The organism is Gracilibacillus alcaliphilus (assembly GCF_016909015.1).
Taxonomy (GTDB): Bacteria; Bacillota; Bacilli; order Bacillales; family Amphibacillaceae; genus Gracilibacillus; species Gracilibacillus alcaliphilus.
In genome coordinates this window covers 177,692-192,009 of record NZ_JAFBFA010000006.1, presented here as the reverse complement: position 1 = coordinate 192,009, position 14,318 = coordinate 177,692, and the positions used below count along the sequence as shown (strand labels likewise).

The window sequence follows — 14,318 nt, the reverse complement described above, 5'->3', positions numbered from 1 at the left end:
ATTAATAATGGACCTTTTTCACATATCGCAATCTTCATTTACACCATAAAGAAATTCGGATGATCTTCTAGTAATTGATTGATTTCGAATTCCACTAAATTCAAGTGTTCAATAGCTGCTTGTTCTGCCAAAATGGGTTCTTTATCAACAATTGCTTGATAGATATTATGATGCTGACTAACGACGATACCCCAATCATGATTTACAGATAAACGCAATAATCGAAGGCGATCGAATTGGATATTCATTTGCTGAACCATTGCCCAAGTACGCTGCTTTTTGCAGGCGGAGTATAATAATTGATGAAATTCATTGTCTAACTCAAATAAACGCTGATATGAACCCTTTTCCAAAGAAAAGTTTTGCAATGTCAAGTTCGTTTCCAATTGTAGTAAGTCTTCTTGATTAATGACTTCAGCAACCTCTTTAATTACAGCTTTTTCAATATTTTTTCGGACAAATCTCCCTTCCTCTACTAATTTTAAATCAATCTTACTTACAATTGACCCAATTTGGGGATAGATATTCAATAGTTCCTCTTGACTTAATTTGAGAAATGCCTCTCTCACTGGTGTTCGGCTGACATTAAACTGCTCAGAGATTTCTTTTTCAGACAACTTTTCTCCAGGTGGGATTGCTCCAGCCATAATCTGTGTTCGAATACTATTATAGACATGATCTCTTGAAGAACCTCTTATGTTTTTACTAATCATTTTAACGCTCCTTTTCCACTAAAACTGTTATTTGTAAAAATATATGGCCTTCACATCTAACCATTTATACTTAAGTATATATCAAATAATAAATGGTTAAAAATACACAGTATTTTGGAAAAAGGAATATTAGTCATTTTTTTTACTTTATACTTATTTTCTCTTTACCTGAAAAATGTGAGACTTATCGGAGTGTCTCCCTCCAGATTATTTCTTTGACATCTCACAAACCTTTGAAGTGAAAAGCTTACGGATAATTGCAACAGGATAAACAGCTATTGAATTAACTATTTCCCCCATGCCTTATCATTCGACTTTTACAGCTTTTTCCTGTGTTTCAATACTAAGTTCTGCCACCCTAAAGATATGTTCCTGAGTCATAGATTTTTCTGTGTTATGCAGACAATCTAGGATAAACTCGCCAAAAAATGCAAAACCCACTTGTCCCTTTAATCCAAAATGCTCTTCTTTCTCATTGTTCACCAAATAAAGATGGTCTGACGTACTGTTATTAGCTATATCAATATATTTTCTAATTTCAATATAGCCTTCTGTACCTAATATAAATGCTCTCCCGTCTCCCCATGTTTGAAGACCATCTGGTGTAAACCAGTCAACACGAAAATAAAAGGTTGCTCCATTATCTGCTAATAGAGTGGCATCGCCAAAGTCCTGAAAATCCGAATATTGTTTGTTGTTATAATTTGCAACTTTACTGTGTAATACTTGAGCATCTGTTGCTCCAGTATAATGCAAAAACTGCTCAATTTGATGACTGCCAATATCACATAAGATACCTCCAAAATAGTCTGGTTTAAAAAACCAATCTGGACGAGCAGAAGCATTCAGACGATGTGGTCCCGTACCTATTACTTGCACAACTCTCCCAATAGCACCTTGTTTCACTAACTCACCCGCATACATAGCACTCTCTACATGCAAACGTTCACTATAATAAATACCCCATTTTAAACCAGTTCTGCTCACTAGCTCACGCGCTTGTTGAACATGCTCCAGTTTGATAAAGCCGGGCTTATCTGAAAAAAAATGTTTACCACTGCTCAATGCCTTTTTTCCAACTTCAAATCTATCTATCGGGATACTGGCACATGCAATTAAATCGATTGAATCCTTATTATATATCTCTTCTTCACTGTCCACTGGTACTACATCTGGATATCTTTCACAAAAAGCATTCACTTTTTCTGGATCTGAATCGTAAACATACATTAATTTAGCTCCAGCTTCTATTAACCCATTACACATACCATAAATATGTCCATGGTCAAGACCAATTGCTGCTATCTGGAATTCTCCATTTTCCACCACTTTTTTACTCCTTCCGGTTGGTGCATAATTCATTCCATCTTTTTTATTCATTATCATTACCTCCATGCGTCTATTTCACTTTTCAATCTAGCCTTCTTGTTTATTAACCTTTGACTGCTCCAGAAGCCATTCCTTTGATGATTTGTTCTTGGAATAGCATATATGCAATGAGAACTGGAATAATTGATATAATGACCCCTGCTGCTATCAAACCATAGTCATTTGTATAGGAAGTTTGGAAACTAGCTAGTCCTAATGGCAATGTACTAGTAGCATCTGAGGATAACAATACTGTTGCAAATATATATTCATTCCATGCAGCAATAAACACCAAAATCCCTGCTGTAGCTAACGCTGGTCTACTCATTGGAATAAGCACTTTTGTGAATATATTCCAATAATTGCAACCATCAATGATTGCTGCCTCTTCCATCTCTTTAGGTATTCCTTTCATAAACCCTACCAGCAGAAAAACGGTTTTTGGCAGATTAAGTGCTGTATATACTAGAATAATGCCAAACAAAGTATCCCTTAACCCCAATGAATGCATTTTAAAAAACATTGGAAAAATTAAGGATTGTAAAGGAATCGTCAAGCCTATTACAAACAGCAAATATATAAAAGCATTCCCTTTAAAAGTAAAACGGGATATAGCATAAGAGACTGTTGAACCTAATATAAAACACAATACAACCGTTGAAACAGCAACTATAAAGCTATTACCCATAAAGAGCGTCAAATTAGCGTCAAACAGCCCTACTATATAATTATCAAAATTAACCGATTCAGGTAACCCAAAAGGGCTTGAGAATATTTCTCTGTTTGTTTTAAAAGAAGTCATCAACAGCCAAATAAATAGCCCGAATGTTAATGCAAAATATCCCCAAATAAATATATACTTAAAAATTGCCGCAATTCCATTTTTGGCTTGAAACTTTCTAGAAAGTTTATTAGTATTTCTTGGCATAAATAGTTACCTCCTTCCGTTAAAGAAACTAGTCTTTTGGCTGTAAAACTTTATTGATGATTAGAGTAAACACAATAACAATAAACATCATGGTAATCGCAATTGCATTTCCATAACCATATCTGGCTTCACTAAAACCTTGTTTGTACATATAAGTTCCGGTAACCTCCGTTAGATGGACAGGACCACCGTTTGTTAGTAACAAAACATAATCAAATTGTTTAAACGCATAAGAGATTCCTAGAACTAGACAAATTACTAAAACATTTCGTAAAGAAGGTAAAATCACATACCATATTTTTTGCAGTGCATTCACTCCATCTATTTCAGAAGCTTCAATCAATTCGTCTGGAACAGATTGCAACCCAGAATATAATACGACCATCATTAAACCTACATAATTCCATACAAACGGTAAAGAGACTGCTGTCATTGCAGTGTTTGGATCTTGTAACCATGCTGTGGTATATTGTTCCAAACCAATCAGCTTTAAAAAACTATTAAGGATTCCAAATTGCGCTTCATATATAAATGAAAAAGCAAGGGAAACAGCAACTGCTGAAGCAATAACAGGAATGAAATACACCGTTCTAAGTAATTTAAATGCTTTTACTTTTTGATAAATAAAGTAAGCTAAGAAGAAACCAAGCGGAATCTGAAGTATAATAACCAACAGAACCCAGTAAAATGTATTTCCTAATGCTTTATAAAAAATTGGATCTTGCAGTAATTCTAGATAATTCCCCAAAAATAAAAATAATTTGTCTGATATTCCATCCCATTCAAATAAGCTATTGTACACAGTATCAAACACGGGAGTTAGAAAAAAGTATATATAGAAAGCTAAAGTAGGCAATGTGAAACAAATGATTGCCAGTGTTTTTTGGCGAACCAAATCAACCACCTCTTTGTTTGAACAGAAGTAAAAGCAGTATTGTCTACTTCTGTCCTTTTTATTTAATCAAATTGCATGTTTGGATTTTCCGCTATTAATTCATTCATTTGATCTACATACTGTTGAGGAGTTATATCACCTAATAACAGGGCATCAGTTAACGGCCAGTATTCTCCCTCTACTGCAGAAGCAAACAGATCTTCTTCATAGGAAGGCAATAATTTCTCTGCATTATTCATTTCATCTAAGACTTGTTTAAATATCGGATTAAGTTTAGATTCATCATAGTCTACATTTAGTGCTGTATTATTTGAAATATCCTCAATAAACTCTTTCGCTACATCTGGTCCAGCAATCGTTTTCATTAATTCCCAAGCAGCCTCACGTTTTTCTGGGTCATCGAATGCCTCTTGACTCATATAAACAAAATGGCCTGTACCGGCTAACACAGTTGGTTCTGATGCTTCATCGCCTAATGGAAATGGAATAACTTCATAAGTATCGAGTAATTCCTCATCAATCGATCCCACTGTCCAACTATGCTGATAAAACATAGGAGACTGTTCTGCATGAAATATCTCTAAAGATTGCGCTGTCTCTAAGCTCATATACCCATCTGGAAATGCACCTAACGCAGCTAATTCTTGTACTTTTTCAGCTGCTTCTAATAAATCTTCGCCAAATTCTTCCTCTGCTGTAGCATAGGCTCTTAATTCTTCTACTGTTTGTTTCTGGGCAAACCATGTTAACATCATATATCTGACACTATGATTATTTGCAGCAAATGGAATTAAACCTGCTTCATTAAACTGTACAACTGCCTCTTTGAGCTCATCATACGTTGTAGGTATTTCCACATTATGCTCTTCAAACAAATCTTTATTTATCATCAAATAGTAGCTATATCCTTGAAAGGGTAAACCATAAATGCCCCCTTGGTAGGTAACAGGGTCAAATGCTCCATCAATATATAAACCTTCTAATTCTTCATCTTCTTCAATTAATTCAGTAATATCAGGAATAATCCCATTTTTTATATAATTTTCTGTTCTCCTCATTCCCCAATGAGTAAAAACATCTGGTGGATCTTGAGCAGCCATCTCTGTTCTTAATTGATCCAAAATGTCATTACCCGGGGCTGTTTGAATATTTAAACTGATATCGTCATGTGTTTGATCGAATGCTTCAATAGCTGGTTCTATAACAGGAGCCTGGGGCTGGGAACCAGTAAAACTATGTAAAACCCTAAGTGAAACATTGCCTTCAGACCCACCATTCCCATCATTTTGTTGACAGCCAAATAAAACGATTGCCAATAGAAACATAAATGAAAATAGTAACTTGTTTTTATATCTCACAGTACATCCCTCCAACAATATGATTTAATACTTCCAGCTCATTTATTAAGTGGTGTTACTCTTTATTAATTTCAGCACTTACTGATCATAAGTTCTAACTAGTAGAGATCTCACAAATATTAATAAGGTATAAACACTTGATGTACTTTAACACCCCCTAAATAGAAACGCTTTCAAAAATCCATTCATATACTTGTTAAACTAGTATACTAGAATGTTAACATGCTAGATTTTATTAATCAATATTTTTTCACTTAAAATTTCATTAGGTAACGCTTCAAACAATGTAATAGCCAAATAAATCTATGCGCTGTTTATGATTCCTGATTTTAGATATAAAGACAAGATAGTTGTCGGATCATAAACCCATAAACCAATTCATACGTATAGAGATGGAGTATGTTTGTTAAACAAGAAGAGGGACAGATCCATAAATGGCTCCTGTCCCTCCTTTTGTTTAACAATCCATCTTGATTTGAGTTCCAGTAAATTGAGTAAAGAAATAGATTCCTTTTTTTAGTATTATAGTCATGTTGAACAGACAAGTTCTATCTTGACAACAGATCATATATTGCTCAACACCTCCTCTATGCTATGATTTACTGTATACTGTACCTTGTCACAATATTCTTATTTTCCAAAACAAAGGAAACAATTCGTTTTTATCTTATGATAAGATTTAATAGAGAGGGGCAAATTATGATAATCTTTGAAACCGAACGTCTCTATACTAGGGAAATGGATCACTCTGACTATCAAAGGCTAGCTGATATTTTGCAAGATCCTGAAGTTATGCATGCCTATGAACATGCATTTAATGATGAGGAAGTACTGTCCTGGCTTCACAATCAATTGGATAGATACAAACAAGATGGTCATGGACTTTGGGCGTTGATTCTTAAAGAAACCAGTGACATGATTGGACAATGTGGCTTGACTTATCAACATTTTCAAGGGGAATCCGTGCTTGAAATTGGCTACCTGCTGCGGCAGGATTGCTGGCACCAAGGTTATGCGATTGAAGCTGCTCAGGCTGCTAAAAGATATGCATTTCTTCAATTAGGTTGTAAAGAAGTCTATTCCATCATACGTGATAGTAATATTGCTTCTATGAATGTGGCGATAAAAAATGGGATGAAGGTGCGAGGAAGAGATATTCGGCATTATTATGGAGTAGATATGCCGCATTTTGGTTTCTCCATTCGAAAAGATGAATTTCTAGGTGAAAAAAATAGTGCAACCCCCTAGCTGTTCAATGGGGCTGTTGAGTATAAATAGACTTGCTATTTGTTATACCGAAAAAATGACGTTACATACTTATACTCCTGCCGAATAGCATCCTTTTCACCTTGATTGCGTATATCGGCATTCATTGTTAAAAAACTACCTTTTGAAACGATTGACTGAGCAGCTTCCATTACAATTTCAAAAGCTTTTGCTCAGTCCAGTCTAATTTGCTCACCTATTGTTCTTGGAGAGATAAAGATAAATGGTTATCGGTGCAAAAACAAAGATAAAAAATAGGCATATGGCTATACCTCCTAAGATTTCAGCAGTAGTAGCAGTTCCAGACATTAATCCCCTCACAGCAGAGGTTACAATACTGATCGGGTTCAGTTCAACGATAACTTGAATCCATTTTGGCATCGTAGCGGAATCTACCAAAATATTACTAGCAAACATAAGTGGATAAATAAGCATCATACTCGACCCCGATACGGATTCTGGACGTTTGGCAATGACACCGATGCTCGAAATAATCCAACTCACGCTAAATGCGAAGAAAATAATAAATAATATGGCCAGTACTGTTCCCAATAGGCCGCCTTCCGGACGAAATCCCAGTAGAAATCCTATAGCCAATGCAGAAAGTAATGCAATGGTATATCTTAGTCCATCAGTAATTAATGGCCCGAATATGGCTGCCGGCTGCCAAAAAGGCATGGTTCGAAACCGATTAAAAACACCTTTTGTTATATCCAGACATATGGTTGTTCCACTGTAGACAGTTAAGGGAACGACAGTCAAAATAAGGATTCCTGGCAAAAGGAATTGAATATACTCATTAGTTGATCCTGCAATGGCTCCACCAAACAAATAACTAAAGATAAGCAGCATAATCACAGGGCTCAGGACGGCTTCAAAAACATATCCGAAGAGGTTATTCTTTGTGTTTTGTACAGTTCTCCATATAAAGGTTCGTGTAGCCTTTAAGGCACCTGTACTTTTTGGTGATGAATCCCAGGTGAACAATGATTCGCTTAAATTCTTTGTTATGTTCATCGAACAACCTCCTCGTGTTTCGATTCTGTTAAAGCTAGGAACACCTCGTCCAGACTTGGTTCACCCAATGCAAATTCATCAAGGGGAACCTCATTGACTAAAAGTGTATGAATCGCGTCGTTGGCAAGTCTTGTTTCTATTACGGGTATCTTGAAAACAAGGGGATCATCATCTTCAAATACACTTAAAGCGTGTTGATCGGCTAAAATGCTACAAATCTTTTTATGTTCATACGGTTTTGTTAACCGAAACGATAGGGTCTTTTCACCAACCGAAGCTTTCAGTTCGTTTGGTGTCCCTTCTGCAATGATTGTACCCTTATTAATGACAGCGATTTGATCAGCCAACTGATCAGCCTCTTCTAAATATTGAGTGGTTAACAATACAGTCGTACCCAATTTTAGAAGCGAGCGGATTACTTCCCAAACTTGAATTCGACTCTGGGGATCTAGTCCCGTTGATGGCTCATCAAGAAAAATAAGATCCGGTTGTGTGACAATACTTGCTGCAATGTCCAATCGACGCCGCATGCCCCCGGAATAATTTGCTACCATACGGTTCCTGGCCTCAAATAGATCGAAGGATTGAGTCAATGTATTGGCTATTGAACGAGCTTGTTTATTGGAGTAGCCATGAAGTTTGGCAATCAACATTAAATTTTGTAAACCTGACAACCCTTCATCTAGGGCAGCAAACTGTCCTGTAAGACTTATTTTTTTTCGAACGTCTTTGGCATTTTTGACAACATCTACTCCTCCAATCAACACAGTTCCTCCATCCGGTTTCAGGAGAGTCGAGAGCATGTGGATGGTGGTTGTTTTTCCGGCACCGTTTGGGCCGAGAAGGGCAAATAGCTCACCTTTTTTTACTTGCAAATTGATACCCTTCACCACCTGATTTTCATTATACGATTTTTTTAGGTTATTCACCTTTATTGCATATTGCATTTTGGCGGGCTCCTTCTCGTCTTTTATATGAATTTTTTAAGAATGTCCTGGCAGATAACCCAGGGCATATTGAAATAGGATCTATTACATAAGATCGCTTTTATGTTCAGACACCCATTCAGCAAATGTTTTTGCCGGATGTCCTGTTATTTCTTCGACCGTTGGTAAAACAGTATAACCGATCTCAGGCGGGTTTTTACTCATTTGAACCATAAAATCAATACTTTCCTCATTGTGCCCCTTCTCTTGCCACGCACTTCGCGCTTCTTCTTCCGTTAATTCTTCAAATTTAATATCTTTACCAATGGCTTTACTAATGATCTCCACTTGTTCAATGGTAGAGAGGGCTTCTGGGCCAGTGAGTGTATAAAAGTTTCCGTGATGGCCTTTCTCAAGGAGTGTTTCGACAAAAACTGCTGCAATGTCAGCTTCATGGATAATGGCCCCTCGTGTATCGCCTCCAAGTTTACGAACGACCCCTTCATTTCGAATCGATTCCTGCCAGTCATCAATCGCATTTGCCATAAATCCGACCGGTTGCACGAATGTCCAATCAAGACGACTGTTTTTAATTGCCTGTTCCACTGGACCATCACCGTACACCGTCAATAATGATACTCTTTGTACCCCTGCCTTTTCTGCCAAATCAATGATCTGAGGATTGGTTTCCAACGTCGTTTCGGCCTGATCACTGGAAGCAATTAAATATAATGCAGTAACATCTTGGAACGCTGGTATCAACGTTTCAGGGGACATAAGATCTCCTGCTGCTACCTCTACACCTTCTGGCAGATTAGCTCTTTTGGGGTCGCGCGATAACGCTCTTACTTGTACATCTTTATTAACAAGTTGTTCGACCACATGTCTTCCTACTGTTCCTGTAGCACCTGTCACTAAAATTGTCATTTATACATGCTCCTTTGTTTTGTTTAATTTGCTAAGTGGAATATCATTGTAATGTTACTTAAGATTAAACAGATATTTTGTCAAAAATACATCTTTCGAATCTCATTTATTTTTTCAATTAAATCTTGCTTTAAGCCATCTGGGGAAAGAATTTCAACCTTAGTGCCATAGCTTAAAATGACAGAAAGAGCATACTCATTTGAATAGAAAACCGTTTTTACATCAACAAAATTCCCGTAATATGTGCATTCTCCTGGAAATTGTTCAAAAACTCTCGGCTGTGCGGTCAAATCAAAACGGAGATGAACATTGATACCGCCTGCTTGTTTATCAATCGAAGATATAGTTTTTGCTCCCGGGATGAATGTTTCTTCTAATAAGTCGAGATTGGTGATCCTTGAAATGCGGAAATAACGATTGGCTTTTCGTAATAAACAATAACCTTCCAGATACCAAGTTCCTCCTTCCCATAAAAGATTTAAAGGTTCAATTTTCCGCTCTGATACTTGTCCATAGGCATTTATATAAGTGAATCCAACTCTTCTTGATTGATCAATTGCTTCTAATAAGAGAGGGAGAACCTCTTTCTCTTCTTCTGAAGTGCTTGTATCGAAAACAATTTTTTTCTTAAGCCCTTCATCCAACAATGCAGGCTGCAAACTGCTAAGCTTATTGACTAAAGATGTAAATGTCGTTCCGCCGACAGCGCCTTCCATCCCCTCTAAGAGGCTGTAGATAACAGAAAAGTCGTCAATAGAGAAGTGCTGCTTGGATAAGAAAAAACCCTTCATTATCTCAAAGCCGCCATCTGTCCCAGAGAAAGAGGCAATTGGAATACCAGATTGATTAATTAATTCAATATCACGATAGATTGTTCGAATGGAGACCTCGAACCTCGAAGCCAATTCCGTAGCCGTTACTCTTTTTTTCGTCAATAATTCCATCGTAATACCCAGCAAGCGATCCAGTTTCATCTTTTTTCTCTCCTTGTCAATAGACTTATCTGTTATCTATTCGTATTTTATTAAATCATATGATTCATTGTATCCAACTCCTTTCATTTCAGCTAATTTAAGAATAACGCACCCAACCTGACATCTAGTGTGTCAGGATTAAAAAATCTTTTGATAAAACATATAACTTCTTCCATGACTGGTAAAGAATTATTCTTTGCATAGGAAAATGAATTTGTGAAGAAGTATCTAAACTAGGTATGTCTGAAAAGGAAAAAGAGGTATCCAGAATACAAGACACGCTATTACAAACGAAAAAGCGTATCACTGAACTAGAAAAGTCTGTATGAGGATAACAGCTTAGAAAAATAAGGAATAACCGATTAGTTCCATTATCTGGTGAGTATGAGCAGGATATATATAGAAAGATTTTAAAGTCATATTTGATAAATTGCAGAAAGGGTTAGCTGGATAGCAGAAACTGAATTTCCGTAAATGTTAACCATGGGGAAATATACGAATGAGGAAAAGTGAAAAGAACGATCGTAAATGTTTTGATCTTGCTGACAATTAGCATTGTGATAAAGCAAAAACACCCATTGCCCTTATGAAGGAAAAAATATGTATGTGAAAGTTGGCATGGTATTAAACGACGCCAACTTTCCTGTTTTATCTTCTTTTTTTGCTTACTGGTTTTACTAAAATCAAACGCAGTAACATTATAGACGATCTTCATTTCTTCGCCTTTGTTTTTTTGGTTATCAATACTTTGTCGATAAATACGGATAAAAAACTTAGACATGTTCCATAAAACGCTGCTTGATCTCTGTTAATACTTCATCACCCTCACGATCCCAAAGTGATTGATTAATAATCTCTACCTCTATTGGACCGTGGTAACCCGTTTGTTCTACGGCTTGGCGCATTCGGTTGATTTCAATCACACCAGCTCCCATCATAGCGCGGCCTTTAAACATGTCAGGCATTGGTACTTTCCAGTCTGAGACATGGAAACCAAGAACTCTCCCCTTCGCACGTTCAATAGCTGGATAAAGATTAGGATCCCACCAGACATGATACACGTCAACAATTACCCCAACTTCTGTGGGATCATACTGCTCTGCAATTGTAGTAGCTTGATCTAATGTATTAATCACCGATCGATCAGCCGCAAACATCGGGTGTAATGGTTCTACTGCCAGCTTTACACCATATTCTTTGGCATAGGGTACTAATTGATCGATGCCATCCGCTACTTGTGCACGAGCATTGTCAATATCTCTGTCCGCACTTGGACCGCAAACAAGAACTAGTGTATCTGTCCCTAATTCAGCTGCTTCTTCAATCGCTCGTTTATTATCATCAATTCTTAATGACCGTTCTTTAGCAGTTGCTGCAGGGAACATCCCCCCGCGGCAAATGCTAGATACTTGTAAGCCAGAGTCATGAATTAGTTTTTTTGCTTGTTTTAATCCAATCTCTTCTATTTTATGGCGCCACACCGCAATCCAGCCGATATTATTCCGCAGACAGCCCTCAACAGCCTGCTGCAAATTCCATTGATCGGTAGTGATTTGATTGAGACTTAATCGCTTTACATCTGCTGTCATACCGTTACCTCCTGCTTAATTCCAGATAATGCAAGAACTTTAGCCATCCGGTCAGTAGCTAACTCCGGATCGCGCAATAAGCCTGCTTGGTCCGCTAAGACAAATAGCTCCGACAAGTGTGTAATAGATCGGGCACTTTCCTTTCCTCCGACCATGCGGAAATGATCCTGATGGCCATTTAGATAAGCCATAAATACAACACCAGTCTTATAGGAGAACGTAGGCGCCTGGAAGATATGGCGGGATAATGGTACTGTCTTCTCTAACAGCTGATCATATTTCACTTCATTACCTTGATCTAATGCATGCATGGCTGCCGCTGCTGCCGGGGCTATTGCATCAAATATACCTAGCAAGGCATGACTGTAACCTTGGTCATCACCTTTGATTAAATCCGCATAATTAAAGTCATCCCCTGTATACATGCGGACACTGTCTGGCAATTGACGGCGCATCTGGATTTCTTTCTGATCATCTAACAGGGAGATCTTGATACCGTCTACCTTTTCTTCATTATCACGAATAATTTGCAGACATACCTCCATCGCCTTATCCAGATCTTCGAATCCCCAGTATCCTTTTAATGCTGGGTCAAACATATCACCAAGCCAATGAAGAATAACCGGCTGGGACACATTTTGCAGAATTTTATTATAAACGCGTTGATAATCTTCAGGACCATTTGCACAGGCTGCTAATGCACGGCTGGCCATTAATATAATTCTTCCGCCTTCTCCTTCTACAAATGCAGCTTGTTCCTCATAGGCCTGCTCTACGTCTTCCAAGGTCACTTGTGAAGATGGTTCAAGATGATCGGTTCCAACACCGCTGGCCATCTTTCCGCCAACTGATTTTGCCTCTTGAATAGAGCGGGAAATTAATTGTTTTGCACCTTCCCAATTAAGCCCCATTCCTCGCTGTGCTGTATCCATTGCCTCCGCAACGGAAAGGCCTAGAGACCAAAGGTAATGACGATATTCCATCGTTTTATCCCAATCAATCGCTACCTCTAATGTAGGATCAATATTAGCTAATGGATCAGCAACCACATGTGCTGCCGAATAAGCCGTCCGTTTGGTAAAGGGTTGGTCTTTGGGAATATCAAATGGGGTATATTCACTTGGCTGGTAGGAATATAGTTTTCCCTCTTGATTTGGTAAAAGTAACTTAGTCAATTAGCCCACCTCCTACAATTTAATTTCAGGTACGTCAATCCAACGACGCTCTTTCCAAGATTTCAGACCTAAATCGGACAGTTGTGTTCCTTTGGCACCTTCTAACAAATCCCAAGGAAACGGATGATCTTCTTGTATATGTTTTAAGAAAAGTTCCCACTGTACTTTAAAGCCATTATCATATACATCATTTGTCGGCACCTCTTGCCACTGAGATTGGAAGTCAAATGGATTGTCGATATCCGGATTCCAAGTTGGCTTCGGAGTGTTTACACGATGCTGTACCTTACAATCTCTTAAACCAGCAACCGCACTTCCTTCTGTACCATCGACTTGGATGGTTAATAGATCATCACGATTAACTCGTACAGCCCATGAAGAATTAGCCTGTACGATAATACCATTGTCTAATTCAAACGTTCCGTAAGCAGCATCATCAGCAGTAGCCTTATATGTCTCACCATTCTCGTCTACTCGTTCCGGAATATGTGTCGCACCAAGACAAGAAACAGATTTCACATTACCAAACAGATTATCGATAACATAACGCCAGTGAGCAAACATATCGACAATAATACCGCCGCCATCTTCTTCGCGATAGTTCCATGAAGGTCTTTGAGCCTCTTGCCAGTCTCCTTCAAATACCCAATAACCAAACTCCATACGCACAGATAGTATCTCGCCGAAGAAACCTGAATCAATTAAACGCTTTAATTTTAGCAATCCTGGTAAAAATAACTTATCTTGTACGACGCCATTTTTAACACCTGCTTCTTTTGCCAGCTTAGCTAATTCGATCGAACCTTCTAAATTGGTAGCTGTTGGTTTTTCACAATAAATGTGCTTGCCTGCTGCAATAGCTTGCTTAATGGCCTCTGCTCTGCGAACCGTAGTTTGTGAATCAAAATAGATCACATTGTAGTCATCTGCAAGTGCCGCTTCCAAATCCGTAGAATATCGTTCAATACCATGTGCCTCTGCTAATGCTTGCAGTTTTTTTTCGTTACGTCCTATTAAAATCGGATCTGGTATTAAACGGTCTTCATTTTTCAACAAAACACCGCCTTGCTCCCTGATCGCTTTAATAGAGCGAATTAAGTGTTGATTCGTTCCCATTCTGCCAGTTACACCATTCATAATAATTCCAATACGTTGTTCCGCCATCTTTCTAACCTCTCCTTT

The 14,318-nt window shown here is 37.9% G+C and carries 13 protein-coding genes; 1 reads left to right on the top strand and 12 read right to left on the bottom strand.

The window, feature by feature from the left end:
- Positions 1-38: 38 nt before the first annotated feature.
- The 5 genes from JOD18_RS07160 to JOD18_RS07140 form a co-directional block, all read right to left on the bottom strand.
- Complete coding sequence (locus tag JOD18_RS07160; RefSeq protein WP_204668258.1) at positions 39-713, bottom strand: GntR family transcriptional regulator; 675 nt, start codon at positions 711-713, stop codon at positions 39-41.
- Positions 714-1,019: 306 nt separating this feature from the next.
- The gene (locus JOD18_RS07155) at positions 1,020-2,093 is read right to left on the bottom strand and encodes a Gfo/Idh/MocA family protein (protein ID WP_204668257.1); all 1,074 of its coding nucleotides are present in this window, start codon (positions 2,091-2,093) and stop codon (positions 1,020-1,022) included.
- A 52-nt stretch (positions 2,094-2,145) separates the two neighbouring features.
- A complete protein-coding gene (locus tag JOD18_RS07150; protein ID WP_204668256.1) occupies positions 2,146-3,009 on the bottom strand; it encodes a carbohydrate ABC transporter permease in 864 nt (287 codons plus the stop codon).
- A gap of 28 nt (positions 3,010-3,037) precedes the next feature.
- The gene (locus tag JOD18_RS07145; RefSeq protein ID WP_204668255.1) at positions 3,038-3,904 is read right to left on the bottom strand and encodes a carbohydrate ABC transporter permease; all 867 of its coding nucleotides are present in this window, start codon (positions 3,902-3,904) and stop codon (positions 3,038-3,040) included.
- 62 nt (positions 3,905-3,966) lie between these two features.
- Positions 3,967-5,262 (bottom strand): extracellular solute-binding protein, encoded by a 1,296-nt coding sequence (locus tag JOD18_RS07140; RefSeq protein ID WP_204668254.1) that lies wholly within the window; start codon positions 5,260-5,262, stop codon positions 3,967-3,969.
- 699 nt (positions 5,263-5,961) lie between these two features.
- Between JOD18_RS07140 and JOD18_RS07135 the strand changes: the two genes are divergently transcribed.
- Positions 5,962-6,510: a GNAT family N-acetyltransferase gene (locus JOD18_RS07135; RefSeq protein ID WP_239587973.1), complete on the top strand. Its 549-nt coding sequence runs from the start codon at positions 5,962-5,964 to the stop codon at positions 6,508-6,510.
- Positions 6,511-6,720: 210 nt separating this feature from the next.
- Here JOD18_RS07135 and JOD18_RS07130 read toward each other — a convergent pair whose 3' ends face one another.
- The 7 genes from JOD18_RS07130 to JOD18_RS07100 all read right to left on the bottom strand — a co-directional run bounded on the left by JOD18_RS07130 (position 6,721) and on the right by JOD18_RS07100 (position 14,300).
- On the bottom strand, positions 6,721-7,545 hold the full coding sequence (locus JOD18_RS07130) for an ABC transporter permease (RefSeq protein ID WP_204668253.1): 825 nt from the start codon (positions 7,543-7,545) through the stop codon (positions 6,721-6,723).
- Entirely contained in the window at positions 7,542-8,492 is a 951-nt protein-coding gene (locus tag JOD18_RS07125) for an ATP-binding cassette domain-containing protein (protein ID WP_204668252.1), read from the bottom strand. Before JOD18_RS07125 ends, JOD18_RS07130 begins: the two co-directional genes overlap by 4 nt.
- An 84-nt stretch (positions 8,493-8,576) precedes the next feature.
- Positions 8,577-9,398, bottom strand: a complete 822-nt coding sequence (locus JOD18_RS07120) for an NAD(P)H-binding protein (protein ID WP_204668251.1) — start codon at positions 9,396-9,398, stop codon at positions 8,577-8,579.
- Positions 9,399-9,478: 80 nt separating this feature from the next.
- On the bottom strand, positions 9,479-10,372 hold the full coding sequence (locus tag JOD18_RS07115) for a helix-turn-helix transcriptional regulator (protein ID WP_204668250.1): 894 nt from the start codon (positions 10,370-10,372) through the stop codon (positions 9,479-9,481).
- A 773-nt stretch (positions 10,373-11,145) separates the two neighbouring features.
- Positions 11,146-11,961, bottom strand: a complete 816-nt coding sequence (locus JOD18_RS07110; protein ID WP_204668249.1) for a sugar phosphate isomerase/epimerase family protein — start codon at positions 11,959-11,961, stop codon at positions 11,146-11,148.
- Positions 11,958-13,136 (bottom strand): dihydrodipicolinate synthase family protein, encoded by a 1,179-nt coding sequence (locus JOD18_RS07105; protein WP_204668248.1) that lies wholly within the window; start codon positions 13,134-13,136, stop codon positions 11,958-11,960. Before JOD18_RS07105 ends, JOD18_RS07110 begins: the two co-directional genes overlap by 4 nt.
- A 12-nt stretch (positions 13,137-13,148) precedes the next feature.
- The gene (locus JOD18_RS07100; protein ID WP_204668247.1) at positions 13,149-14,300 is read right to left on the bottom strand and encodes a Gfo/Idh/MocA family protein; all 1,152 of its coding nucleotides are present in this window, start codon (positions 14,298-14,300) and stop codon (positions 13,149-13,151) included.
- Between the last annotated feature and the right edge of the window lie 18 nt (positions 14,301-14,318).

Excerpts from the sequence above, each read along its gene's own strand:
- JOD18_RS07100 (WP_204668247.1), bottom strand. The coding sequence starts at position 14,300 with ATGGCGGAACAACGTATTGGAATTATTATGAATGGTGTAACTGGCAGA.
- JOD18_RS07150 (WP_204668256.1), bottom strand. The coding sequence starts at position 3,009 with ATGCCAAGAAATACTAATAAACTTTCTAGAAAGTTTCAAGCCAAAAAT.
- JOD18_RS07120 (WP_204668251.1), bottom strand. The coding sequence starts at position 9,398 with ATGACAATTTTAGTGACAGGTGCTACAGGAACAGTAGGAAGACATGTG.
- JOD18_RS07115 (WP_204668250.1), bottom strand. The coding sequence starts at position 10,372 with ATGAAACTGGATCGCTTGCTGGGTATTACGATGGAATTATTGACGAAA.
- JOD18_RS07125 (WP_204668252.1), bottom strand. The coding sequence starts at position 8,492 with ATGCAATATGCAATAAAGGTGAATAACCTAAAAAAATCGTATAATGAA.
- JOD18_RS07130 (WP_204668253.1), bottom strand. The coding sequence starts at position 7,545 with ATGAACATAACAAAGAATTTAAGCGAATCATTGTTCACCTGGGATTCA.
- JOD18_RS07155 (WP_204668257.1), bottom strand. The coding sequence starts at position 2,093 with ATGAATAAAAAAGATGGAATGAATTATGCACCAACCGGAAGGAGTAAA.
- JOD18_RS07160 (WP_204668258.1), bottom strand. The coding sequence starts at position 713 with ATGATTAGTAAAAACATAAGAGGTTCTTCAAGAGATCATGTCTATAAT.
- JOD18_RS07110 (WP_204668249.1), bottom strand. The coding sequence starts at position 11,961 with ATGACAGCAGATGTAAAGCGATTAAGTCTCAATCAAATCACTACCGAT.
- JOD18_RS07135 (WP_239587973.1), top strand. The coding sequence starts at position 5,962 with ATGATAATCTTTGAAACCGAACGTCTCTATACTAGGGAAATGGATCAC.